At 60.4% G+C, this 22,626-nt stretch carries 24 protein-coding genes; 18 read left to right on the forward strand and 6 right to left on the reverse strand.

Annotated elements, in window-relative coordinates:
• The first annotated feature begins 59 nt into the window (after nt 1-59).
• Together LUA85_RS02100 and LUA85_RS02105 are read left to right on the forward strand one after the other, a co-directional pair.
• Nucleotides 60-989 carry a 3-keto-5-aminohexanoate cleavage protein gene (locus LUA85_RS02100; RefSeq protein ID WP_231466688.1) on the forward strand — a complete coding sequence of 310 codons (930 nt, stop codon included), beginning with the start codon at nt 60-62 and terminating at the stop codon, nt 987-989.
• Entirely contained in the window at nt 989-2,083 is a 1,095-nt protein-coding gene (locus tag LUA85_RS02105; RefSeq protein ID WP_305799982.1) for a CaiB/BaiF CoA-transferase family protein, read from the forward strand. The genes LUA85_RS02100 and LUA85_RS02105 overlap by 1 nt, the downstream gene beginning before the upstream one ends.
• 55 nt (nt 2,084-2,138) lie before the next feature.
• Here the strand turns inward: LUA85_RS02105 and LUA85_RS02110 are convergent, their stop codons facing one another.
• Together LUA85_RS02110 and LUA85_RS02115 are read right to left on the reverse strand one after the other, a co-directional pair.
• Nucleotides 2,139-2,903, reverse strand: coding sequence for a tyrosine-protein phosphatase (locus LUA85_RS02110; RefSeq protein ID WP_231466689.1), 765 nt, complete (start codon nt 2,901-2,903; stop codon nt 2,139-2,141).
• A 104-nt stretch (nt 2,904-3,007) separates the two neighbouring features.
• Entirely contained in the window at nt 3,008-3,202 is a 195-nt protein-coding gene (locus LUA85_RS02115; protein ID WP_231466690.1) for a hypothetical protein, read from the reverse strand.
• A gap of 15 nt (nt 3,203-3,217) precedes the next feature.
• Between LUA85_RS02115 and LUA85_RS02120 the strand changes: the two genes are divergently transcribed.
• From LUA85_RS02120 to LUA85_RS02165, 10 genes are all read left to right on the forward strand, one after another.
• The gene (locus tag LUA85_RS02120; RefSeq protein WP_231466691.1) at nt 3,218-3,451 is read left to right on the forward strand and encodes a hypothetical protein; all 234 of its coding nucleotides are present in this window, start codon (nt 3,218-3,220) and stop codon (nt 3,449-3,451) included.
• Nucleotides 3,452-3,787: 336 nt separating this feature from the next.
• Nucleotides 3,788-5,170 (forward strand): Rieske 2Fe-2S domain-containing protein, encoded by a 1,383-nt coding sequence (locus LUA85_RS02125; RefSeq protein WP_231466692.1) that lies wholly within the window; start codon nt 3,788-3,790, stop codon nt 5,168-5,170.
• Nucleotides 5,171-5,197: 27 nt separating this feature from the next.
• Nucleotides 5,198-5,764, forward strand: a complete 567-nt coding sequence (locus LUA85_RS02130; protein WP_231466693.1) for a 3-phenylpropionate/cinnamic acid dioxygenase subunit beta — start codon at nt 5,198-5,200, stop codon at nt 5,762-5,764.
• 118 nt (nt 5,765-5,882) lie between these two features.
• Nucleotides 5,883-7,172: a cytochrome P450 gene (locus tag LUA85_RS02135; protein ID WP_231466694.1), complete on the forward strand. Its 1,290-nt coding sequence runs from the start codon at nt 5,883-5,885 to the stop codon at nt 7,170-7,172.
• A gap of 34 nt (nt 7,173-7,206) precedes the next feature.
• Nucleotides 7,207-8,430: a cytochrome P450 gene (locus tag LUA85_RS02140; protein ID WP_231466695.1), complete on the forward strand. Its 1,224-nt coding sequence runs from the start codon at nt 7,207-7,209 to the stop codon at nt 8,428-8,430.
• A gap of 14 nt (nt 8,431-8,444) precedes the next feature.
• Nucleotides 8,445-8,759, forward strand: a complete 315-nt coding sequence (locus LUA85_RS02145; protein WP_231466696.1) for a 2Fe-2S iron-sulfur cluster-binding protein — start codon at nt 8,445-8,447, stop codon at nt 8,757-8,759.
• Nucleotides 8,752-9,183, forward strand: coding sequence for a globin (locus tag LUA85_RS02150; protein ID WP_231466697.1), 432 nt, complete (start codon nt 8,752-8,754; stop codon nt 9,181-9,183). The genes LUA85_RS02145 and LUA85_RS02150 overlap by 8 nt, the downstream gene beginning before the upstream one ends.
• Before the next feature lie 162 nt (nt 9,184-9,345).
• The gene (locus LUA85_RS02155; RefSeq protein WP_231466698.1) at nt 9,346-10,260 is read left to right on the forward strand and encodes a VOC family protein; all 915 of its coding nucleotides are present in this window, start codon (nt 9,346-9,348) and stop codon (nt 10,258-10,260) included.
• A 34-nt stretch (nt 10,261-10,294) separates the two neighbouring features.
• Nucleotides 10,295-11,530 carry an acyl-CoA dehydrogenase family protein gene (locus tag LUA85_RS02160; RefSeq protein WP_231466699.1) on the forward strand — a complete coding sequence of 412 codons (1,236 nt, stop codon included), beginning with the start codon at nt 10,295-10,297 and terminating at the stop codon, nt 11,528-11,530.
• Between the two features lie 75 nt (nt 11,531-11,605).
• Nucleotides 11,606-12,532, forward strand: coding sequence for an SMP-30/gluconolactonase/LRE family protein (locus LUA85_RS02165; protein ID WP_231466700.1), 927 nt, complete (start codon nt 11,606-11,608; stop codon nt 12,530-12,532).
• Nucleotides 12,533-12,599: 67 nt separating this feature from the next.
• Here LUA85_RS02165 and LUA85_RS02170 read toward each other — a convergent pair whose 3' ends face one another.
• The 3 genes from LUA85_RS02170 to LUA85_RS02180 form a co-directional block, all read right to left on the reverse strand.
• A complete protein-coding gene (locus LUA85_RS02170; RefSeq protein ID WP_231466701.1) occupies nt 12,600-14,933 on the reverse strand; it encodes a membrane-bound PQQ-dependent dehydrogenase, glucose/quinate/shikimate family in 2,334 nt (777 codons plus the stop codon).
• A 114-nt stretch (nt 14,934-15,047) separates the two neighbouring features.
• A complete protein-coding gene (locus LUA85_RS02175) occupies nt 15,048-15,506 on the reverse strand; it encodes a nuclear transport factor 2 family protein (RefSeq protein WP_231466702.1) in 459 nt (152 codons plus the stop codon).
• 225 nt (nt 15,507-15,731) lie between these two features.
• Nucleotides 15,732-16,883 (reverse strand): DUF1679 domain-containing protein, encoded by a 1,152-nt coding sequence (locus LUA85_RS02180; RefSeq protein ID WP_231466703.1) that lies wholly within the window; start codon nt 16,881-16,883, stop codon nt 15,732-15,734.
• A 233-nt stretch (nt 16,884-17,116) separates the two neighbouring features.
• Here LUA85_RS02180 and LUA85_RS02185 point away from each other — a divergent pair, with 233 nt between their 5' ends.
• Genes LUA85_RS02185 through LUA85_RS02200 form a run of 4 tightly spaced genes read left to right on the forward strand, consistent with a single transcriptional unit; the run spans nt 17,117 to nt 19,739 of the window.
• Complete coding sequence (locus tag LUA85_RS02185; RefSeq protein WP_231466704.1) at nt 17,117-17,557, forward strand: limonene-1,2-epoxide hydrolase family protein; 441 nt, start codon at nt 17,117-17,119, stop codon at nt 17,555-17,557.
• Between the two features lie 28 nt (nt 17,558-17,585).
• On the forward strand, nt 17,586-17,978 hold the full coding sequence (locus tag LUA85_RS02190; RefSeq protein ID WP_231466705.1) for a carboxymuconolactone decarboxylase family protein: 393 nt from the start codon (nt 17,586-17,588) through the stop codon (nt 17,976-17,978).
• A 2-nt stretch (nt 17,979-17,980) separates the two neighbouring features.
• Nucleotides 17,981-18,895 (forward strand): AraC family transcriptional regulator, encoded by a 915-nt coding sequence (locus tag LUA85_RS02195; RefSeq protein ID WP_231466706.1) that lies wholly within the window; start codon nt 17,981-17,983, stop codon nt 18,893-18,895.
• Between the two features lie 43 nt (nt 18,896-18,938).
• Entirely contained in the window at nt 18,939-19,739 is an 801-nt protein-coding gene (locus LUA85_RS02200; protein WP_231466707.1) for an SDR family NAD(P)-dependent oxidoreductase, read from the forward strand.
• A gap of 12 nt (nt 19,740-19,751) precedes the next feature.
• Here LUA85_RS02200 and LUA85_RS02205 read toward each other — a convergent pair whose 3' ends face one another.
• On the reverse strand, nt 19,752-20,768 hold the full coding sequence (locus LUA85_RS02205) for an NADP-dependent oxidoreductase (RefSeq protein ID WP_231466708.1): 1,017 nt from the start codon (nt 20,766-20,768) through the stop codon (nt 19,752-19,754).
• A 219-nt stretch (nt 20,769-20,987) separates the two neighbouring features.
• Here LUA85_RS02205 and LUA85_RS02210 point away from each other — a divergent pair, with 219 nt between their 5' ends.
• Complete coding sequence (locus tag LUA85_RS02210) at nt 20,988-21,386, forward strand: nuclear transport factor 2 family protein (RefSeq protein ID WP_231466709.1); 399 nt, start codon at nt 20,988-20,990, stop codon at nt 21,384-21,386.
• 108 nt (nt 21,387-21,494) lie between these two features.
• Entirely contained in the window at nt 21,495-22,574 is a 1,080-nt protein-coding gene (locus tag LUA85_RS02215) for a TIGR03857 family LLM class F420-dependent oxidoreductase (protein WP_231466710.1), read from the forward strand.
• The last annotated feature ends 52 nt before the right edge of the window (nt 22,575-22,626 follow it).

Below are 22,626 nucleotides of genomic sequence, written 5' to 3' on the forward strand. Positions count from 1 at the left end.
GTGCTTCCGGGGCGGGCACAAGGCACCGTAACCGCCATCGGCACTTACACGAGGACACAATGGCAAAAGGCAAGGTCATCATCAGTTGCGCCATCACGGGTGCAATCCATACTCCGTCGATGTCGGAATTCCTGCCTGTCACGGCAGAAGAAATTGCCGAGTCCGCCATCGGCGCTGCCGAAGCCGGTGCCGCAATCATTCACCTGCACGCGCGCAATCCGGTCGATGGCCGCCCGGATCAGAACCCCGATCTGTTCCAGCCTTTCCTCAAGGTCATCAAGCAGCGTTCCGATGCGGTGCTGAACCTCACCACCGGCGGCCATCCGTCGATGGCAGTGGAGGAACGGATTCGCCCGGCACAGACCTTCGCTCCCGAAGTGGCCTCGCTTAACATGGGGACAATGGGTTTCGGCCTTTTCCCGATGCTGGATCGCTACAAGACCTTCAAGCACGCTTGGGAAGCTCCCGCACTCGAAGCATCGCGCGATCTGGTGTTCAAGAACACTTTTGCCGATATTGAGCGTCTGCTGGGCATCCTGACCCCGCTTGGCACCCGGTTCGAGTTCGAATGCTACGACACCAGCCATCTCTACAACCTCAAGTATTTCCTGGATCGCGGGCTGGTGAAGGCCCCGCTGTTCATCCAGACCTGCTTTGGCATCCTGGGCGGCATCGGCAGCCACCCGGACGATGTGATGCATATGAAGCGGACGGCAGACCGATTGTTCGGCGATCAGTATGAATGGTCGGTACTGGGTGCAGGGGCGCGTCAGATGAGCATCGTTGCGATGGCGGCATCGATGGGCGGCAACATTCGCGTGGGTCTTGAAGATTCATTGTGGGCGGGCAAAGGCAAGCTGGCCGAAACCAATGCCCAGCAAGTCACCATCGCGCGCCAGATCATCGAAGGCATCGGGCTTGAAGTAGCGACGCCGGATGAGGCGCGCGAAATCCTCGACCTCAAGGGTGCAGACCGGACCAACATCTGATGACAGGCAGGACGGGGCCGCTTGCCGGCATTCGCATCGTCGAAATCGACGCTATCGGCCCCGTGCCGCTCGCCGCCATGCTGCTTGCGGACATGGGGGCAGACATCGTGCGCGTTGCTCGGCCGCCCAGCGCTGGCGCGGGCGCGTGGGATGATGTTGGCGGCGATATTCTGCACCGCAGCCGCGCCGTCACTTTTCTGAACCTGAAAGATGAAGGCGATCGCGCCGCGCTCATGGACCTGATCGAAACGGCCGATGCGCTGATCGAGGGCTATCGGCCCGGCGTGATGGAGCGCCTTGGGCTTGGCCCTGAAGACTGCCTGGCGCGCAATCCCGCGCTCGTTTTCGGCCGCATGACGGGCTGGGGGCAAAGCGGCCCGCTGGCGTTGCGCGCCGGGCACGATATCAACTATCTGTCGATTACCGGTGCCCTTCATGCGATGGGTGATGGCTCCAACCCGCCGCCTGTGCCGCTTAACCTTGTCGGCGATTATGGCGGCGGTGCGATGTTTCTGATCGCGGGCCTGCTGGCTGCAATCCTTTCAGCCAAGGCGACGGGCAAGGGGCAGGTGGTCGATGCCTGCATCACAGATGGCGTTCCTTCGCTGATGAGCCTGTTCTATGCCTGGGAGCCGAAGGGCCTGTGGACCGACGCCCCCGCGTCCAACCTGCTGGACGGCGGAGCGCCATTCTACCGGTGCTATCGCTGTGCCGATGGCCGCGATGTGGCGGTGGGTTGCCTGGAACCCCAGTTCTTTGCCCAGATGATCAAGGGCCTGGGGTTGGAAGATCGCGGATACCGGCAGGATGATCGTGCCGACTGGCCGCGCATGGAGGCCGATTTCAAGGCCATGTTCGCCACCCGCCCGCGGGATGAATGGGCGGCATTGTTTGCGCAAACCGATGCTTGCGTCACGCCCGTTCTTTCGATGGCAGAGGCGCCGACCCACCCGCACAATGTCGCACGGGCGAGCTTCGCAGGCTATGACGGGATCAGCCAGCCTGCGCCCGCACCGCGCTTTTCCGCCACCCCCGGCAATGTTATCCCGCCCCAAACGCTGGCGATCGAAACGGCGTTGAGCCGCTGGTCCTAAGCCGCGAACGGACGGGCAGCAGGCAGGTTTTGGACCTGCCTGCGGGTTCCCATCGTCAGGCGTCGGCAACCATGGTGTCACGGAAACGCGCCAGCAGGCGAGAGTCGACGCCGGCGGCTCCGAAATAGCCTTCAAGGTTGCCGTATTCCGCCGAGATTGCGGCAAAGGCAGCTTCAAGAAACGCAACGTCGACGCCAATCATGGCGTCGATCAATCCCTGGGTCGGCACGAAGCCGAAAGCCTCCAGGAACTGCTCTTCGATTCCGCCCCGCAGGCGCAGGTTCTTGGCGAATACGTCGGACCGTTCATAATCGGCGATCACGACGTCATCGGGCACTCCGACAGCGCGCAGCAGCAGCGCAATCATCACGCCGGTACGGTCCTTTCCGGCGGTGCAGTGCACCAGCATGGGAGTTTCACCGTCAACGATCGATTCCACCAGATGGGACAAGTGCGGGAGCAGCGCTGCGGGGATCGACGCATAATTGTCAGTCAGTGCGCGGCGCACCGTTTCAGGGGACTGGTCTTCGCGCAATGCTTCCCAGCCGTTGTTGGTCTTGACCCGCAAGTCAGCCGTCACGTCAAGATTCAGCAGGCGCGCGGTCGCGGCCCAGTTGTTCGGGTCCTTGTCGCGTTCGCCGGCAGACCGCAAGTCGCAGACCAGCTTGATATTCAGGGCAGTCAGCTCTTCGCGATGAATCGGTTCGAAACTTGCCGGACCTTCGGAGCGATAGATGATGCCGGGGCGCACGATGCCGCCGCCGGTCGTTGGCAATCCGCCAATATCGCGGAAATTCAGCTTTGATAGAGCTTCGGTCATCGGGGCACCTGTGGGTTTGAAAAGCGGATTCGCTTCTGAATTCAGCAGCGGACCTGCCATCGGTGAGCGGGCAATACCATGCCCCTATAGTTCGGCAGGGTCAGTCAACAAGATTGCTGACAGCCGTCGACGACCAGCGTCTTTCCCGTGACAAGCGCCTGATCGGCGATGCAGGATGCCTTGGGCGTTGCGGCAGGTTGAATGCGCTTTGTAAGATGAATTTTGCGCCGGGTCATTTCTCCGCGCCGGAATGTGGTCAAACCTTTGTCGCTCGCGTACGAAACAGCCACCTCGGACAATCGGGAAATCTGCGAATGAAGCTCTACAGCAAGGATGGCGTGGAGATGATGGACGTCAAGTCGATTGATCTCGATGGCGAACGACTGGTTATCAAGGGCAAGATGATGGGTTCAATGGCGACAACGATTTTCGTTGCGCCAGCGGACATGTGGGGTGCGTTCACTTTGTTTCCCTGGCGTGTGAAGCTGCGGATGCCGGGTTTGCTGTTGCGCGGCTGGCTGGCAGAGCGGCGCGCACGTCAGAAGTAGGTCCGCACCGGCTTTCCACCTCGTCTGACATTCAGGAACGATAGCCGCGCGACTGCGCGGTCGCTGCATCTGCGCGCGCAGATGCTGCAACATTCTTTTGCAGCAAAGATGCAAATTTGACCTGCGTCAAAGTGGGAATCGGCCTTTTAGGGCTTTAGTCCTCCTTGAGAGGACAAAATGAACAAACTCTGTCTCATCGGTTCCAGTCTGCCCGCCCTTTGCAACCGCAAGGCGCGGGATATGCGCGCAAACCTGTTTCTGCCGCGGGCTGTCCATCCGGCGAGAAATCTCACCATCGCAATCTGAAAACGGCCAAACCGGAAGGGATACTTTGTCATGCGTATCGACCATCTCAGCAAGTTTCAGGACGACCCCGTTTCCCACTTGATCGATCTGGAAAATCGCGAGGTGTCCGTCGCCACGCTTTACGATCCCGATCTTTACGAACTGGAAATGGAGCGCATCTTCGCCAGGGCCTGGCTGCTGCTCGGCCATGAAAGCGAAATCCCCAAGGTCGGTGACTATGTCGTGCGCCTGATGGGCGAAGATCAGGTGATCGTCGCCCGCGCGGCCGACAATCAGGTCCACGTCTCGTTGAACGTCTGTCCGCACCGCGCCATGCATGTGTGCCTTTCGGATTCAGGCAACGCCCGTGTGCACAAGTGCATCTATCACGGCTGGGCCTTCCGCCCCGACGGCAGCTTCATCGGCGCGCCGATCGAAAAGGAAAAGATGCATGGTGAAATCAAGTCGAAGGAACAGCTGGGCCTGAAGAAGGCGCGCGTCGCAACGCTTGGTGGCCTCGTATTCGCCACGTTCAATCATGACGGCCCGTCGCTGGACGACTGGCTCGGCGACATGAAGTTCTATTACGAAATGCTGTTCTGCCGCACGGACAACGGCCTCGAAGTGCTTGGCCCCCCGCAGCGCCTGACGATTGACGCGAACTGGAAGACGGCGGGCGAACAGTCGGCCTGCGACGGCTTCCACACGCTCACTCTGCATGGTTCGCTGCTCGAAGGCGGCGCGATGGCGGGCGAGGAAAACACCGAGCACGAAAGCGCCCCTGCCATGTACGGCGTGAACGTTTCGGGCAACGGCCATTCGCTGCGTTGCATTCCGGCTGACACGAGCTGGGCAATGATGGCGGGCAAGACTCATCCGGGCATGACCGATGACGAACGCCTTGAACTGATGCCGCCTCCCGGCATCACCAAGGAACTGCTGCCGCAAGTGCGCAAGAACCTGACCGCTGAACAGTTGCACGTTTTTGCCAAGGCCCCGCCGGTTGTCGGCGGCATGTTCCCCAACGTGAACATCCTGTTCGTCTATGCCCCGCTGCGCGATGGCACATTGGGTTCGGCGCTGGTGCTGCATTCGATCAACCCCAAGGGCGTCGATAAATTCGAATGGGTGACCTATTTCTTCACCGAAAAGGACGCCACGCCTGAGGTCAAGCACATGATGCGCGCCGCCGCAGCGCAGCTTACCGGCACCTCCGGCATCATCGAACAGGACGACAGCGATACCTGGCCGCACATGTCCGAAGCATCGCGCGGGTTCATGGGCCGCACCGAAACGCTGAAATACCAGGCGATCCTTGGCGAAAACCGCCCCGACGACTGGCCGAACAAGGCGCGCGTCTATTCGGGCTTCAGCAAGGACGATGCGCAGTGGAACTGGTGGCTGGCCTATCACGAACTGATGACCAAGCGCTGATCCGTCGGTTATGCAAAGGATTGAAAGATGTCTATTTCAATTGAAATGAAGCCTTCGACGACCAGCAGCTCGCTGACCGAAGTTGCTTATGGAAGCGAAGTCTACAACCAGATCATGGGGTGGATGATCCGCGAGGCGCGCCTGCTCGATCATCGCCAGCTTGACGAATGGCAGACCTATTTTGCGGAAGACCTGATCTACAAGGTGCCCGTGCGCCTTACCCGCCGGGTGCAGGGCTTCGACAGCGAGTTCAGCAGCGAGGTCGGTCACATGGATGACGACTATGGTTCGATGACGGCCCGCGTCCAGCGCCTGACCGGAACCAAGAGCGCCTGGTCCGAAGACCCCGCATCGCGCGTTCGCCGGTTCGTCACCAACATCTCTGTCTGGGAAACGGACATTCCCGGCGAATACGAAGTGTCTAGCTATCTGCTGCTCACCCGCAACCGTGCCGATGCGCGCGATTACAAGCAGTTGAGTGCAGAGCGCAATGATCGCCTGCGGTGGAACGGCGAACGCTACTTGCTGGTCCAGCGTACGGTGCTGGTCGATCAGGTCGTGCTGGGCATGCCCAATCTGGCGATCTTCCTCTGAACTGAACACTTGCGACGAAAAGCAGCATTGCGGGCGGGCGTCGGCAAATCGCGCGAGCCAACCCGGAATGCTGCCGCAAGACAGTTCACCACATTCAAATTCCAGTGAGGAGCACTCCATGGGAGTCGACCGGATCGATCCACTCGACAAGATGCTGAGCGATTATCGCCTGGTCAGCGATACTTATACAGGTCGCTGCCCTGCCAATCCTTATCCGCTGCTGCAACAGAAGCGCAGCGCGTGTCCGGTGATGCAGGGTGATATTCTTGCCGAATATGAAGTCCCAAGCCAGGCGGATTTCATGCGTTCCGGCCGCCCGATCGTGACGCTGTTCCGCTACAAGGACGTGCATGCGGTCCTGAAGGACCCGGCGAACTGGAAAAGCTATCTGCTGGCAGAAGGCTTTGGCGCGGCGGTCGACAACATGCTGTTCACCGGCATGGACGGCGAAGTCCACGACAAATACCGTGATCTGATTTCGAAACCGTTCCAGCGATCGGTCGTCCGCGCGCAGATCGATACGCTGATCAAGCCGATCATCCGCGATGAGTATGTCGCGGCGATGCGCCCGCTGGGGAAGATCGATCTGATGCGCGATTTTGCGCTGCCGTTCCCCTTGCGCGTCGCCTATGCCTACCTGGGCTTCCCCGATGATCCACGCGTTGTGCAAAAGCTGGCAGGCCTGGCGCTGCAAGTTCTGGCCGGGCCGCAGTTCAAACCCGAAGTTGCCCAAGTGACGGTGCCTGCATCAATGGCGGCGGGCATTGAAATGCACCAGACGATCCTGCCGATTGTTGCCGCGCGCCGTGCTGCCGGAACCGATGGTGATGACGTTATCAGCTACATGATGCGGACCGAAATCGACGGCAAGCGTTTCGATGACAACGACATCACCGCCTTCGTGCGCATGTTGCTGCTGGCGGCGGGCGAAACCACAACCCGCGCATTTGGCAACATGATGGTGCAGTTGCTCGAATGCCCCGATGTGATGGAAGAGATCCGCCAGGACCGTTCGCTGATCCCGAAGGCGATCAACGAAACCATGCGCCGCGATCCGACAGCAGCCGCGCTTGCCCGCATCGCCGACAAGGACATGGTGGTTGGCGGCGTGACGATTCCTGCCGGTACTGCCGTTTCATTGTCGATCGCTTCGGCCAATCGCGATCCCGAAACGTATGAACGCCCCGATGAACTGTGGATCAAGCGGCCCATGCGCCCCTTGCTCAGCTTTGGCTTTGGTCCGCACATCTGCATGGGGATGCATCTCGCGCTCGCCGAACTGGAAGTCGCGCTGGACGCGCTGCTTGATCTGCCGAACTTGCGCCCCGCTGCGGGCACGGCCCCGGCGTTCGTGCGCGGACTTAACCTGCGCGGCGCAGACTCGATCCCCGTTGAATGGGACGTCTGACCAACGGCTACAAAAATCCTGAGAGGATTTCACAATGCAATTCATGACCACGATGCAGCCAGTCCCGGATCACGTTCCGGCCGAACTGGTTCGCAATTATCCCTTCGTGCTGGGCAACATTACCAGCGGCAATCCTTACGACCGCATGGTGCATGATGTGCATCGTTTCGCTCCGCCGGTGTTCTATGCAATGGATGCCTATCCGGGCGGAACCCCGGCCTGGGTTGTCCGCCGCTTTGCCGATCTGCGCGCGATTTATGCGGATGACACGCATTTCACGGTGAAGGGCTTTGCCCCGTTCGCAATGATGATCGGCGAAAGCTGGGGCAATGTTCCCGCAGAAGCCGATGCTCCGCTGCACGATCAGTATCGCGCTCTGCTCAATCCCCTGTTCACGCCTGCTGCGCTGAAGAAGCTGGAAGCCAAGGTCACTTCGGTTGCCGGCGATCTGGTGGCGAAATTCCGGGATAAGAAGTCTATCGATTTCCGCGCGGAATTTGCCGTTCCTTTCCCCGTGTCGATTGTGCTCGATCTGCTGGGCTTGCCGCTGGAGCGGATGGACGAGTTCATGGAGTGGGAGCACATGCTGCTCCATGATCTGAACATGGAGCACTTGCAGACGGCCACGCGCAATGTCGTCGGCCTGTTCCGCGACGTGATGAAGGAGCGCCGCGCCAATCCGGGCACCGATCTGGTCAGCTTCGCGCTGAACGCAAAGCTGGGGGATCGCAGCCTGACCGATGACGAAGTGGTGGGCTTCTGCTTCAACCTGTTCATCGGTGGACTGGATACGGTGACGACCAACTTGTGCTGGCAGTTCCGGCACCTTGGTAACGATCTTGAACTGCAGCGCACATTGCGCGCCAATCCCGCGCTGATCCCCGATGCCATCCAGGAACTGCTGCGGTTTTATTCCCCTGCCAGCACCTTCCGCACCTGCATCAAGGAAATCGAGATCGGCGGGGTGACGATCAAGCCGGGTGACAAGGTGCTGATGGCAACCTTGCTGGGCAGCAACGACCCGGAACAATTCGATCATCCCGAAGAATTCCGTATCGACCGTCGGCCCACGCACCTGGCCTTCGGTTCGGGCATTCACCATTGCCTTGGCCATCATCTGGCGCGCCGCGAACTGACCGTGGCCATGACCACCATTCTGCGTGAGCTGCCCGAATTCCGCTATGACAGCGGGGTCGAGGTGCTGACCGATCTGGGCGGGGTCATTCAGCCGCGCGCCGTTCCGCTTTTGCTGGGTTGAGAGAGAACCGACCGATGACCAGAATTACCTTTCAGCTTCACGATGGCACGACCCGCACGATTGAGGCCGGTTCGGATACGAACCTGATGCGGGTTGCCGTCGAAAACGACGTGCCGGGGATCAATGGCGAATGCAACGGCTGCACCACATGCGCCACGTGCAAGGTGCAGGTGGCCGAAAGCTGGTTTGCCCTGCTTCCGCGCGCGGATGAAAATGAGGATTCGCTCCTCGAAGATACCGCGCCGCGCACCCGGCTTTCCTGCCAGATTGCCATCACACCCGATCTCGATGGGCTGACCGTGACCGTCCCGATCAGCCAATATGTCTGAAGGAATCGTTCTGGATTGCGCCGCCCTTCTCGAACGGTCATTCGAAGTTGCAGCGGAACGGGGCGGCGACATCACCCCGCTCGTTTTCGCGCGTTTCTTTGAAATCGCTCCGAAAGCAGAGGCGCTGTTCCAGCTCGATACGCTCGACCCGCAGGCGCGGGGGCGGATGCTGGCTGAAATGCTGACCATGCTGGTCGATCAGGCGCGTGGCGAAGGCTATGTCGGGCCGACGCTGGCGACCATTGCTGCCGATCATGTGGCCTACGGGGTGGAAGATTTCAGCCTGTACGAAGCATGGCTGGACGCGCTGACAGACGTGGTGCGCGATTTGAATGCAGCGGGATGGACGCCCGAAATCGCTGCGGCATGGCAACGCCAGCGCGGCCAGTTTTTAAGCGCACTGGCCCGTAAACGCCACCAGTAACGTCTGCGCGACTTTCCGAGCAAGGCCTCTGCAATCTGGGCTTGAACGCATTCCCGATCCGCTCTGTGTTGAACAATTAGAACAAAATATGTTCAAATTGTTGATGTGGATCAACGATCGTGCCTGCCTTTCGTGGTCCTTTGAGAACAAGGAGAGCAAAACATGACAGGTAGAGGACCAACAACGCTTGCCGTCACAAGGGTCAGCGGTGTGACGCTGGACATTACGGATCGTGATGCAGCCTGCAAATTCGTTGCCGCATTGGGCCTGGAGCTGGCCGAAGCGGGCGATACCGTTGTCGCCAGTGCCGCCGACGGCAGCAGCATGACTTTGCGCGATGCGCCTCGCCGCCGGTTGACCGGCCTGCGCTTCGATTGCCAACCGCAAGACATCGATGGCCTGGCTGATGCGGCCGCCGCCTTTGGCGCCACAATTCTTGGCCACACCGCAACGACTTTGGTCCTCGATGGGCCGGACGGCCTTCTGCTTGAAATCCGGGCGACCGCCTCTGCCACGCCCCGCAACGAAGCGCTGATCCTGCCGCATGCGCCGCTCCACAGCCAAGCGCCCGATGCACGACCGTTGGCGCTCTCCCATGTTGCCATATTCGCCAGCAACCCGCCCGGCGCGCTGGAATTCTACAGCCAGGTGCTGGGCCTGCGCATGTCCGATCAGTGCGGCGATGGCCTGATGTTCCTGCATTCCGGCCATGGCGGAGATCACCACATCCTTGCGCTGGTCGGATCGACCACGTCCGGCCTGCATCACTACAGCTGGGAAATGGGCACTATCGACGGCATCGGTCTGCGCGCCAATCGCCTGGCCGAGGCCGGATATGTGCGGGGCTGGGGGCTTGGCCGCCATGTGCTGGGGTCCAACTTCTTCCACTACATCGCCGATCCGTGGGGCTGCCATGCCGAGCTGACCACCGGTCTCGATCAGGTCGATCCCGCCACCTGGCAGGCAGGCGATCACGATCCCGTGGATGCCTTTTACCTGTGGGGACCGCCCCTGCCCGAAGGCTTCATCGCCAACGCCGAAGAACATGAACGCAGCCTCGCCCTGGCAGAAGGCTGACACCCCAAAATCCTGGATCGAAAGGACCAATATCATGGCAACCGCAGCTGCATGGAAGACCGAAATCGCCGATACCGGCTATAATGAAAAGGCCGAGAAGGAACTCGTCGGCCGCGCGAAGGAATTGTATCCCGTCATCCTCAAGGGTGCGGAAACCTGTTCGGACAAGGGCCGCTTGTCCGATGAAGTCATCGATGCGCTGACCGATGCCGGTTTCTGGGATATGGCATTGCCGCGCCGCTGGGGTGGTTATGGCACCAGCTGTCGCGCGATGTCGCTCGTAGGCGCCGAACTTGCCCGCGCCGATCCGTCGGTGGGCTGGGTCTACACGGTTTATCATGGCAGCACCTGGGCGGCGAGCCTGACGCCCGATGCCACGCAGGAAGCCCTGTTCGGCGATGGCAGGAAGGCGGTGATCTGCGCCGTCGCCAATCCTCCGGGCAAACTGGAGCCGGTCGATGGCGGCTACTTGCTGACCGGCCGCTGGCCATATGCTTCTGGCTGCTACCATGCCGATTGGGCACAAGTCGGCTGCAACATCCATCACCCCGATGGCAAGGTCGAACACGGCGGAAACGCCTATGTCCGCATGGAAAATGTGACCATCGAGGAAACGTGGCACATGATCGGCATGAAGGGCACAGGATCGAACACGATCAGTGTCGACAAGGTGTTCATCCCGCATGCGCAGTTCGATTATGTCGCAAAGAACGGCATGGCCAATCACTATCCCGGCAAGCGGCATGTTGGTGAAGCACAGGATTACTGGCCTTTCATGCCGTTCTTGCGCGCTACCGCCCATTGCGTGGTGGGCGGGGCCGCGCTGGAAATCCTCGACCGGGTGACCAATGCGATGCATGGCCGCAAGATCCTGTACACGACCTATAACGACCAGTCGCAATGCGTGAACGCACAGGCACAGCTGGGCGAGGCGGCTGCGCGCATTCATGCGGCCATTGCCGTCACGCTCAAGAACGTGGACCTCGTCGACGAGGTGGGCCTGACCCGGCAGCCGCTGACAGCGGCGCAGCGGGCGCTGAGCAAGGCGGAAGGCTCCATCGCAGTAGACCTTCTGGCACAGGCCGTGGACAAGCTGATGTTCCTGGCCGGATCAAGCGCCTTCAACGATGCCAATCATTTGCAGCGCCTGTATCGCGATTGCGTGTTCGGCATGCGGCACACCGCCAACCTGCCCTATGTGGGATATGAAATCCTCGGCAAGGCGCTGCTGGGCATCACGCCCAACATCGCCCATCCCGATTTCATCTAGTTCTGACGCAAGATAGGATACGCGCCGCCGCTCCTGCGGGAAAGAGACGCTCTGAACCATTGGGAGGGGCGGCGCGTGAACAAGGCAATAAAGGGCTATCTTGCAGACGGTCTGTGGCTGCCGGAAGGGCCGGTTGCGATGCCGGACGGCAGCCTGATCGTGGTCGAAGTGCTGGGCGGCAGGCTTACCCGGATCGCCGCCGATGGGACGAAAACAACCATCGCGGAACTTGGCGGCGGGCCGAATGGCGCTGCAATCGGGCCTGACGGGCGCTGCTATGTCTGCAACAATGGCGGCTTCCGGCACATGACATTGCCGGATGGGGGGCTGCTGCCGCTGGAGGCACCGCTGGATACACCACCCGGTTCCATTCAAGTGGTCGATCTGGCAACCGGCGCGTTCGAGACGTTGTACGAACATTCCGAAACCACACCCTTCTGGGGGCCGAACGACATCGTGTTCGATGATGCCGGAGGCTTCTGGTTTACCGATTTCGGGCGTGACCGCGGGCGCACCCGCATGCGCGGCGCGCTTTATTACGCGAAGGCCGACGGGTCTGAAATTCGCGAGGTGGTGCCTTCACTGGATGGCCCGAACGGGGTCGGCCTCTCGCCGGATGGCAAGACTCTCTATGTCGCGCTCACGTTCGAGGGGCACCTGATCAGCTTCCAGCTGTCCGCGCCGGGGGTGATCGACACTTCGACCTCGCACATGCCCAATGGCAGCTCGATCCTTGGGCGGGCAGGGCCGGGAATGTATCTCGATAGCCTGGCGGTCGATAGCGTGGGACGCATCTGCTGCGCATCGCCCGGCGTCGGGGCGGTGCTTGTTTTCCCTGCCGAAGGCGGGGCACCTGAGGTGGTGGCGATACCCGATTTCCTGACGACCAACATCGCTTTTGGCGGGCCGGATCGCCGGACGGCCTACGTCACCATGGGCAGCAGCGGACGCGTTGCCATGATCGAATGGGACGTTCCGGGGCTGGAACTCGCTTTCAATTAAGCGAGGCTTGATCGTCCGCAATGCCGGAAGTTTCCTTACGGGAACTTCCGGCATTGTCAGTCAGGCCCTACTTTTTCGGCAGGGCATAAGCGATGATCTCGTCGCTTTCCCCCGATAGCATTCCTCCATGCCCGCCTGCCGCAATCACGACGAACTGCCGCCCGCTTTTTGATGACCAGTAGGTTGACGGTGAGGCATTGCCGCCTGCTGGAAGGCGCGCGCGCCAAAGCTCGCGGCCCGTAGCCACGTCATAGGCGCGGAACGCATGCTCCTGCGTCGCGCCGATGAACACCAGTCCGCTGCGCGTTGTCACCGATCCGCCGATATTGGGAACACCCATCGGGATCGGCAGCAAGGTTGGCAAGGTCAGCGGACCACTATCGCGCGATGTGCCGAACCTGCGGCTCCACACCATCTTGCCAGTGCGCAGATCCACCGCGTTGATATGGCCATAGGGCGGCTGCTGGCACGGTATCGCCAGCGGCGAGAGGAACGGCGCGATATGCGCGGCATAGGGCACACCCTGCTGCGCCACCGGCCCGCCGACGTCGGACATGTGCTTTGCCGTCATCGGCTTGACGCCCATCTTGTCCGCTTCGCTGCGGGGGATCAGGCGGTTGTAGTTGGCGACCTGATTGTTGTTGACGATCATCAACTGCCGGGCCGGATCGACCGACACGCCGCCCCAGTCAACACCGCCAAGATAACCGGGCCATGTGAGCGTTGGCTGCTTGGTGGAAAGCGGCGTCATGTCACCCGCAAACCGCGCCTCGCGAAAGCGCAAGCGGCACATTGCCTGGTCGATGGGGGTAAGGCCCCACATGCCCTTTTCGGTGGGGCGCGGTCCACCGAACGATGGAAACGCCACCGAATAAGGCTGCGTCGGCGCAACACGTTCGCCCGGCACACCATCGGTCGGCACCGGCTTTTCCGCAACGGGGAGAATCGGCTTGCCGGTGGCACGATCAAGGAAGAATATCTCGCCGCGCTTGGTCGGTTGCAGCAGGCCTTTGATCCCGCCGGGCAGGTCTACCAGCGTTGGCTGCGCGGGAACGTCATAATCCCACAGATCGTGGTGCGTGGTCTGGAAAGACCAGCGCACGGCGCCGGTTTCCGAATCGAGCGCGACGACCGAACTGGAGTACTTGTCGTCATTGGCGGTGCGGTGTCCGCCAAAATAATCGGGCGTGGCATTGCCGGTGGGCACATAGACCAGCCCCAACGCATCGTCCGAACTCATCGGCGCCCAGCTGTTGGGCGTACCACGGGTAAAGGCCTGGCCTTCAGGTGGAAGCCCATGGAAATCGGGTTTGCCGATATCGAAGGCCCACGCGAACCGGCCCGTCACCGCATCGAACGCGCGAACAGCGCCCGATGGTTCGCCGGTATGCTGGCCATCGGTTACCCAACCACCCAGCACAAGCTTGCCACGCGCGATGGCAGGCGGTGAGGTGACGAAATAGTAGCCCTTTTCAACCGGGGTCATGCCTTCGAGCAGGCTGACCACGCCGTTTGTGCCGAAGCCTGCGCAACTGCGCCCGTCAGCCGCATCCATCGCCAGCAGGCGGGCATCCAGCGTGGCTGTATAGATTCGTTGCGAACACGGCCCGGTGGCGCCGGGCACCTGATAATAGGTTACACCGCGACAGCTGAGGCCGTAGACGCCGTGCGTGTCCGTCCTGGCGCGGTGTCGCCACACCTGTTTGCCGGTTTCCGCATCAAGCGCTATCACATCATTGTAACCGGTGCAGAAATACACCTTGTCGCCAATTTTCAGGGGATTGGCCTGAAACGACGGCTTACCCTCTTTCGGCCCCGGACCCGTATGGAAACTCCAGATACGTTCGAGATTGCCGACATTGGCCGGCGTGATCTGGGCGAGCGGAGAGAACCGCGAACCGCCGCGATCATTGCCGTAGGCGGTCCATTCGCCATCCTGCACCGTGGCGGGCGAGGGGCCATAGGCATCGCTGATGGCGGGCGGCGTGGCATCGAGCCAGAACAGTGCGGCTACCGAGGCGACCGCGGCAAAACCAAGCCCGCGCCAGAGAATTTTCCCGCCCGGCAAAGGTTCGGCCAGCCCGACATGGCTGCGATAGCTGCGTGAGAGCATCCACAACCCAAGGCAGAACGGCATCGCGATCCTTGGCGCGAGCGCCCAGCCATCAAGCCCGACTTCCCATAGCGCCCACAGGAGATTGGCGGCAAGGAAGGCCCAGAACAGCCGGATCGATAGGACCTTGCGCCGGAAGCCAAGCACGGCTGTGACCACCATGACGATCCCGCTGAGCAGATACCAGGCCGACCCGCCCAACGCCACCAGCTGACCGCCCAGCGCCACAAGCGCAGCGCCACTGACAAGCAGGATAAGAAGGAACGCGATGTTCAGGAAACGCTGCATGGCGGTACAATCCGGTTGGCGTGCCAGCTGGAGGCACAAGGGTTGGCGCCCGATCGTGACAACAAGCGCAGCGTTGCCGTCAACCAGGATGATTTACCTGACTGATGCCGAATATCAGCCCATCTGGCTCTTGAGCCATTCGGGAACGCCGATCAGGTAGCTCTTTTCCTCGTACAGCCTGGCGATCCGCCAGCCATCCGGCGTACGCACCAGATCGTGTATGTACCACAGGCCGCAGATCATCGTATCTGTTTCGACGTTGTTGGTCACGGTCATCGGGTTATAGCAGACGGTCTTGGTCCTGGCGGTCTGCCGGTCTTCACTGAACTCGTAGCGGGTTGTCGATACAACATGCTGCGCTGCCACAACCTGCTGGAAGCTTGCCCGAAGAAATGCCTTGGTTTCTTCCAGATTGCCCTTGAACAGCGCCATTTCCGAATAATCGATAAAAGCATCTGCGGTAAAATAGTCATCGAGTTTGTCGAAATCCCGCGTATCCACGGCATAACAATATCCGACCAGCAGATCCTGAATCTCGAACCGGTCAGACATTTCCTCTACGCTGATAGCCATCGCTCAATCCCACTTGTCTTTTTTGATAGCCTCGCTTTCGCATGGCCCAGGGCACGCTACCGCCTCTCCAATGGTAGGCTGAAGTGCGGGTGCATGGCGGCGAGCGACGCCGGATATTGCGCGATACATCCCCATGTCATGTCCGCAACCGGCCCAAGGCGCTGTGGGAAATGCATGGACCTACAAACTGCTGGAATGGCAGATCAGGGCGCTGCGCCGCTCAGGTCATTCGCCCAGCAGAATTTTCCAGGTGTTGAGGTCTTCGCCAGCGGCAAAGAACCGCTCGTTCATGGGAAGCCCGTTCTGGCCCCAATAATCCATGTTGGCGACCCATGCCTGAATCCCATACATCACCCAGCGCGGGATTTGTTCGTTCCAGATCGTTTCCAGATCGATAACGTCGGTTGCACCTTCCTTGATCAGGCAGTCGCGATAGTGTGCGACCAGATCCTTGTGGTGGTGGCGCCGCTCTTCCACAGTCAGTGAACCGACAGTAAAATACGTCAGGTCGCGCCAGGGACGGCCGCGCCGACCAAGCTGCCAGTCCAGCCACAGCCGCTCGCCCGATGGCAGGATATAGGTGTTGCCCTGATGGCAATCGCCAAGGATCACGCAATAAGGGGCATCGAATGCGCGCTCGTATTCGGTCAGCTTGTCAAATGCCCGCGAGACCCGTTCAGGATCGTCGAGATAATGCTGCGGTGCGATCGCGCGGAAATTGGGATCTTTGAGGTTCTCGCCGATCCAGTGCCACATGATGCGGACCTGATCGTGATCCACCGGAACGTTCATGGACGTTGGCAGCCACGGCGCAGCTTCGGGCGAGATCAACGGGCTGTTCCACAGTCCGCCGTGCAGTTTGGCAAGATCGGCAAGATTCTGTGCGATCACGTCTACGCCGCAATGTTGCGTACTGTGCCCAAACTTGCCGCCGCGGTCGATCAGGTCTTCCAGCACGACAATGCCACGGCCTGAGCCATCGTCATCCCAGTCGGAATAATAGCACGTTGCGGTCTGGCAGGTGAGTTTGTCGGTAAGGAAGTGATAGAACCGGGCTTCGAGGGCGTGGATGTCCACATCGTCGAACATCCCCGACCAGTTGGACTTGATGCACAAATTGCGCGGCAGCCCGGCGGCGATGCCGGCAGCGTTCCAGTCGACGGCGACTCGCAGTTTGGTGGTGTGGCTGTCGAACAGCTGCACCACCTCCATCTTCTCTGCGACAACACCCGGATACTTGTTTGCCATGAGCGAGCCGAACCATTGCGCGTCGGGCGTGAAGCGGCCGGAGGGTAACAGTTCGGTACGGCCGGGATAGGGCCGGGGCACCGGGTTCTGATCCACAACTCTCGCTTCTTTTACAGCTTCCTGCGTCATTCCATCATGCTCCTCTCGCATTGTTGCTGCAAAATCATGCAGCTTGTTACCCTGTTTCGCGCGGCGAGGCCTCACGATCCGGGGCATAGCATTCAGCTTCATTCGTCCGTTGCGAATAGTTTCAGGTCTGGGGGCTGTGCTTGGACCCTGCCAAAGGGAAGGTGTAGGCCGTCGTCTGCACTGCCCAAATCATACCGACAGTCAAAATAGTTGGCGAGAGGATGGAGCGAACAATGTCAAACAGCAAGGAAGCTGCGGTCAGGGAATTTCTTGCGCTTTTCCACACCGCCAAACTGGATCTCGACAAGATCCGCGCAGCGCTGGCACCCGATGCCCGTTGGCAGGCGGTCGTTCCGCTGGCGGAAGTGGTATATGGCGCAGAAGGCATCTGCCGTGAAGCCGAGCGTCAGTATCGCATCTACAAGGACTGCGATTGTGAGCTGCTGAACATCGCCAGTTCGGGCAACACCGTTTTTACCGAACGTGTCGATCGTGTCCGCCTGCTGGATGGCGACAAGGAAATCATCATCAATGTTGCAGGAATTTTCACGGTAAACGACGATAATCTCATCGTTTTCTGGCGGGAATACTGGGACATGCTGGACATTGCCGACCAGATCGGCGTTTCGGGCGAAACCATGCGCCAGATGATGGACACGCAGGTTGCCGTCTGACCCCGGCCACAGTGCAGGAGAGACCGTCTTGAGCACGAGCGAAGAAAACTGGAAGCGGGGCCGCGAAACGGTGGATGCCGTTTATGGCGACGGCTTTTCCGAGATGATGGAGCCGTACAAGGACAATCGGTTCAACCAGGAAATCGTGAATAACCAGTTCGGCAACCTGTGGGCGGACCCGGCCCTGACAATACGCGAAAAGCGGCTGATGGTGCTGGGTCTCACCACGATGTTGGGCCGGGCCGACCTGATCGAAACGCAGATGACAGGCGCACTGCTGAACGATGAATTCACCGACGAGCAACTGGCATTGATACCCCATTTCCTGCTGTTTTATGCCGGTGCCGGCAATACTTCGGCGTTGTTTCGGGGCATCGAGGCAGCCAAAGCCAAGGTGAAAGCCGCAAGGACGGGCGCCTGACCGTGCATCTTGCAACTTTGGAACCGGGTACGGAACTGGTTTGTCCCGAAAGCGACTGGTCGCACCAGAATCGTGATTTCGTGGAGGATTTCGAAATCCTCGCGCAATTCGCCTCGCACGACCTGACGATGGACATTCGGCAATACGATTGGGTTCGGCCTTCCGCGGGGCAATTGCTGCCGCAGCGGCACTATCTCGACATATCCCTTGATGGAAGCACAAGGCGCAGCATCCTGCGGTCGGAGCGATGGGTCGAACCCCAGTATTCGGGCAGCGTACTCTACCTGCCGCCAGATGCGATCTACTGGGGCCAGCCGGCGTTGGAAAAGCGCAAGTTGATGTGCCTTTCGTTCGGCAACCGGTTCCTGTCCGAAGTGTTCGAGGATGAAAATCCGTTGCGCCATGCCGTCGCGCATGCCGATATCCAGAATCCCACGTTGCGGCGCTATCTTCTGGCGATCGCGAGCGAACTGGCTTCGCCGGGATTTGCCGCCGGCCCATTGCTTGAAGCGATGGCGATCGGTGCGACAGTGGAACTGGCGCGATGGTCGCAACTTGTTGCAGATTCGACCATCGGCACCATTCTGCCGCATCAGGCAAGGCGTATCGAGGAATACATACGCGAGAATCTTTCCAGCACCTTGAGCATTTCGGAAATTGGCCGTGCCTGCGGGATGAGCACGCGCAACGTGGCGCGTGTGTTCAAGCAGGCGACCGGCGTCAGCATCGGTGATTTCATCGCACGGTGCCGCATCGAACTGGCCAAGGAACTGCTGGCTTCGGACGAATTGCGGATCAAGGAAGTGAGCTGGCGGTGCGGTTTTCGCAGTTCATCCGCTTTTTCGGCAGCGTTCCGTTCCGCAACTGGCACGACCCCGCGCGACTTCAGGCTGCAACCGGGACTGCTGCTGCAATAAGGCGCGGTGCCCGCACCAATTTCAACATCGGGAACGTTAGAATATGCAAAGACTGGCTGGCAAAGTTGCAATCGTCACCGGCGGCGGTGGCGGCATCGGATCGGCGGTCGCGCGGCGGCTCGTCTCCGAAGGCGCACGGGTTGCGGTGGCGGACATATTCGAGGAATCGGCACAGCGGGCAGCCGAACCGCTCGGCGATGCCGCGATTGCGGTGCAGTTTGATGCGGCCAGCCCGGATTCGGTGAAGGCGCTGGTCGAACGGACCGTGAGCCACTTCGGCAAGCTGGATATCCTGCACAACAACGCGGCAATGACCGACCCGGTAAAGTCGGCGCAGGATACTACGGCCATCGATATTCCCATGGAGGTCTGGCGTGAAATCCTCGATGTGAACCTGACGGGGTACATGCTCGGATGTCGCTATGCGATTCCGCACATGATCGCCAACGGCGGCGGTTCAATCGTCAATACCGCGTCGAATTCGGGCACGGCCGGCGATCTTGCGCGCATTGCCTATGGTTCGACGAAAGGCGCAATCATCACACTGACGCGTTATGTCGCCACGCAGCATGGAACACAGAACATCCGTTGCAACAGCATTGCACCGGGCGTGGTGCTGACCGAAGCGCTGGACAAGACTGTGCCGGGACTGAAGGACATCATCAAGCGCCACATCCTGACGCCTGAGTTCGGCACACCCGATGATATTGCCGCGCTTGTGGCATTCCTGGCTTCGGATGAATCGCGTTATATCACCGGCGAGAATATCTCGATTTCCGGTGGCGGTCTGATCCACCAGCCGCATTACGCCGATCTTAAGGCCTTCATGGAAGCCGCCGGCTAACGCCATCTGGCTCTAAACAAGCCGAACGATCCGCTTGCCCCGGTTCTCTCCCCGGTACAGTCCGGCAAGAGCATCGGGGCAGGCCTCGATACCGTCGAGCACGTCTTCCTGAAAAACCAGGCGGCCATCTGCGATCCAGCCGCGCAGGGTGCCCACCGCTTCGTCAAGCCGGTGCATATGATCGAACAGGACGAAACCTTCCATGCGCGCGCGCTTTACCAGCAGGTGGCGTTCCACGCGCGGGCCTTCCGGCCATGGCTCCCAGCGATCGTATGACGCAGTTCCGCAGACGACGACGCGGGCCTTTTGCGCCAGATGCGGCATGACTGCATCGGAGATCGCGCCTGAAGTGTTGTCAAAATAGACATCGACACCATCGGGACACAACGCAGCCACGCGTGCACCGATATCTTCTGACCGGTAATCGATGGCTGCATCATAACCGAACAGTTCCACGCAATCGCGCACCTTGTCCGGTCCGCCTGCGATCCCGATGGTGCGGCAACCAAGGATACGAGCGATCTGGCCAACCGCCGAACCGACCGCGCCAGCCGCCGTCGATACGACGACGGTCTGCCCGGCTTGCGGCGCTCCGATCAAGGTCAGCGCGAGCAGTGCCGTCGTACCGTTCAATCCCAGGATGCCGAGCGCCATACGTGCTTCAGCGGCAGACGTGCGCTGGACGATACGGTCCGCGCCGACAGCAGCATAGTCCTGCCACCCGAACCAGCCCGTCACAAATTCACCGACCGCGTAATCAGCGTTGCGCGAAGCGACGATTTCCCCCGAACACAGGCTGCGCATCACTTCGCCAATGGCGACGGCCGCTGAATAGTTACCGGTGTCGGCAATCCAGCCCCGCATGGCAGGGTCTACCGAAAGGTAGTGATTGCGCACGAGAATTTCACCGTCGCCAGGTTCCGGCACCGCGCCGCTTCGAACCGCGAAATCACTGGCTTGCGCCACGCCCTGCGGCCGATTGACCAGAACAACGCGGCGATTGATGGCGTCAGGTTCCATCGAACTCATGCGCCAATGCCATGGGCGACGCCATAGCAACGCATCATCGCTAGGCCGATCGTGCTGTTCATAGTTCTGCTCTGACCATGCCATTGTTTCCGTTCTATCGTCACGAACGCTATCGTCGCTTTATCGCCGATAACCTGCCGTCTGGAAGGGGAACCCGCCGCATCATACCGGTGATCATGGCTGAACTTTGCAAGCAAGCGCAAAATCAGGAGAGACTCGATGGGCGGTATTACGAACGATGACAGGATCGCGATCGCCGAACTGTTCGCCCGCTATTGCCACCGCGTCGATCATGGCGATACGACAGGCTGGCTGGAACTGTTCACACCCGACGGCACCTTTGAAGTTGCAGGTGTGATGCGACTGGAAGGGCATGAGCAAGTTGGCGCAATGCCCGGCGCGGTTGCTGCACAAGGCAACGGCAAGTGGCGGCACCAGATCACCAACATCGTCGTCGAACCTGGCGATGGCGATGATGTTGCGCTGGTTTCTGCCTATGGACTTGTCACCGACTGGGGCAATGAAGGCAGGCCGATGACGTTTTCCGATTATGCCATCACGCTGAACCGGATCGGTGGCGAATGGCGGATCCGAACTCTGCTGGCGACAGCGCCCTGAAGGCAATCTTGCCCCGAAGGGAATGTTGCGCCAAAGCCTGCCAAAGGACAGGCGGCTTTGCCGAATGCGTCTCGCACGGCATCGGCAGTGAAAAGAGGTAGACCCGAAATGACCGAGATCGAGCCGGGCGCGCAGGCGCTGTTTGACAAGTTTGGAACCTATATCCTGCCCGGCCGCGTCAGCGACCCTCGGCGAGGAATCGAAGAGGCGATCGAAGCGGAGCGCATCGGCCTTGGTTGCGTGTGGATTTCGGAGCGGTTCGCCTTGAAGGAGCCGGCAGTGCTGGCGGGTGCCGTTTCTCAGGCCACGTCGAAGATCCGCATTACCGGCACATTCTATGCCACCATGCGCCATCCTATCGTGACCGCGAGCACGGCGAACCTGATGCAGGCGATGTCGGGCGACCGGTTCCGCGTGATGTTTGCCCGCGCCGTGCCTGCCTACATGAAGATGATGGGCGCAGCGCCGATCACCATGGACCGCCTTGCCGATACGATCTCGATCATGAAGAGCCTGTGGGCGGGCGAGACCGTGAAGTACGACGGGATCATGGGCAACTTCCCCAACCTGAAGCTGACCGACAAGTATGATGGTCCGCTGCCCCCGATCATCTTCACCGCGATTGGTCCCAAGTCGCTCGAATTTGCGGGCGCGCATTGCGACGGTGTGCTGCTCCACCCGTTCGTATCGCCGCAGGGCGTGCGCAACAGCGTGAAGATCGTGCGCGATGCCGCTGAAAAGGCCGGGCGCGATCCGATGGCGGTGCGGATCTATCACAACATCATCGTTGCCCCGGATCTGCCCAAGGACGAGGAAAATGCGGTCGTGCGCGGACGCGCGATCACTTATTTCGAACTGCCGGGCTTTGGTGACCTGATCGTAGAGATCAACGAGTGGGACAAGGCGGTTCTCGGCCAGATTCGCGCCCATCCCAAGATCGCCTGCCTCAACGGCAAGCCCGCCGATCAGGCTTACACGCGCCAGGAACTGGTCGATGTGGGCGAGCTTTTGCCGCAGCAGTGGATCGACGAAGGCGCCGCAGTCGGCACAGCGGCGCAGTGTGCGGATCAGTTGATGGCCTATCTTGATGCTGGCGCCGACGAAATCCTCCTGCACGGTGCTGCGCCCAAGGACATGGGGCCGCTGACCACCGAGTTGAAGCGGGCGCTTGCTGCCAAGGGTTTCTGACAATGCCCTTTCTCCCGGCAGGTTGCGATTCAGCCCGCCGGGAGAAAGGTTT

This window comes from Novosphingobium sp. CECT 9465 (assembly GCF_920987055.1).
Classification (GTDB): domain Bacteria; phylum Pseudomonadota; class Alphaproteobacteria; order Sphingomonadales; family Sphingomonadaceae; genus Novosphingobium.

Coding starts and splice junctions, on each gene's coding strand:
- LUA85_RS02100 (WP_231466688.1), top strand. CDS start 60: ATGGCAAAAGGCAAGGTCATCATCAGTTGCGCCATCACGGGTGCAATC.
- LUA85_RS02200 (WP_231466707.1), top strand. CDS start 18,939: ATGCAAAGACTGGCTGGCAAAGTTGCAATCGTCACCGGCGGCGGTGGC.
- LUA85_RS02215 (WP_231466710.1), top strand. CDS start 21,495: ATGACCGAGATCGAGCCGGGCGCGCAGGCGCTGTTTGACAAGTTTGGA.
- LUA85_RS02185 (WP_231466704.1), top strand. CDS start 17,117: ATGTCAAACAGCAAGGAAGCTGCGGTCAGGGAATTTCTTGCGCTTTTC.
- LUA85_RS02120 (WP_231466691.1), top strand. CDS start 3,218: ATGAAGCTCTACAGCAAGGATGGCGTGGAGATGATGGACGTCAAGTCG.
- LUA85_RS02160 (WP_231466699.1), top strand. CDS start 10,295: ATGGCAACCGCAGCTGCATGGAAGACCGAAATCGCCGATACCGGCTAT.
- LUA85_RS02155 (WP_231466698.1), top strand. CDS start 9,346: ATGACAGGTAGAGGACCAACAACGCTTGCCGTCACAAGGGTCAGCGGT.
- LUA85_RS02130 (WP_231466693.1), top strand. CDS start 5,198: ATGTCTATTTCAATTGAAATGAAGCCTTCGACGACCAGCAGCTCGCTG.
- LUA85_RS02140 (WP_231466695.1), top strand. CDS start 7,207: ATGCAATTCATGACCACGATGCAGCCAGTCCCGGATCACGTTCCGGCC.
- LUA85_RS02175 (WP_231466702.1), bottom strand. CDS start 15,506: ATGGCTATCAGCGTAGAGGAAATGTCTGACCGGTTCGAGATTCAGGAT.
- LUA85_RS02110 (WP_231466689.1), bottom strand. CDS start 2,903: ATGACCGAAGCTCTATCAAAGCTGAATTTCCGCGATATTGGCGGATTG.
- LUA85_RS02205 (WP_231466708.1), bottom strand. CDS start 20,768: ATGAGTTCGATGGAACCTGACGCCATCAATCGCCGCGTTGTTCTGGTC.
- LUA85_RS02105 (WP_305799982.1), top strand. CDS start 989: ATGACAGGCAGGACGGGGCCGCTTGCCGGCATTCGCATCGTCGAAATC.
- LUA85_RS02170 (WP_231466701.1), bottom strand. CDS start 14,933: ATGCAGCGTTTCCTGAACATCGCGTTCCTTCTTATCCTGCTTGTCAGT.
- LUA85_RS02180 (WP_231466703.1), bottom strand. CDS start 16,883: ATGACGCAGGAAGCTGTAAAAGAAGCGAGAGTTGTGGATCAGAACCCG.
- LUA85_RS02150 (WP_231466697.1), top strand. CDS start 8,752: ATGTCTGAAGGAATCGTTCTGGATTGCGCCGCCCTTCTCGAACGGTCA.
- LUA85_RS02210 (WP_231466709.1), top strand. CDS start 20,988: ATGGGCGGTATTACGAACGATGACAGGATCGCGATCGCCGAACTGTTC.
- LUA85_RS02135 (WP_231466694.1), top strand. CDS start 5,883: ATGGGAGTCGACCGGATCGATCCACTCGACAAGATGCTGAGCGATTAT.
- LUA85_RS02145 (WP_231466696.1), top strand. CDS start 8,445: ATGACCAGAATTACCTTTCAGCTTCACGATGGCACGACCCGCACGATT.
- LUA85_RS02125 (WP_231466692.1), top strand. CDS start 3,788: ATGCGTATCGACCATCTCAGCAAGTTTCAGGACGACCCCGTTTCCCAC.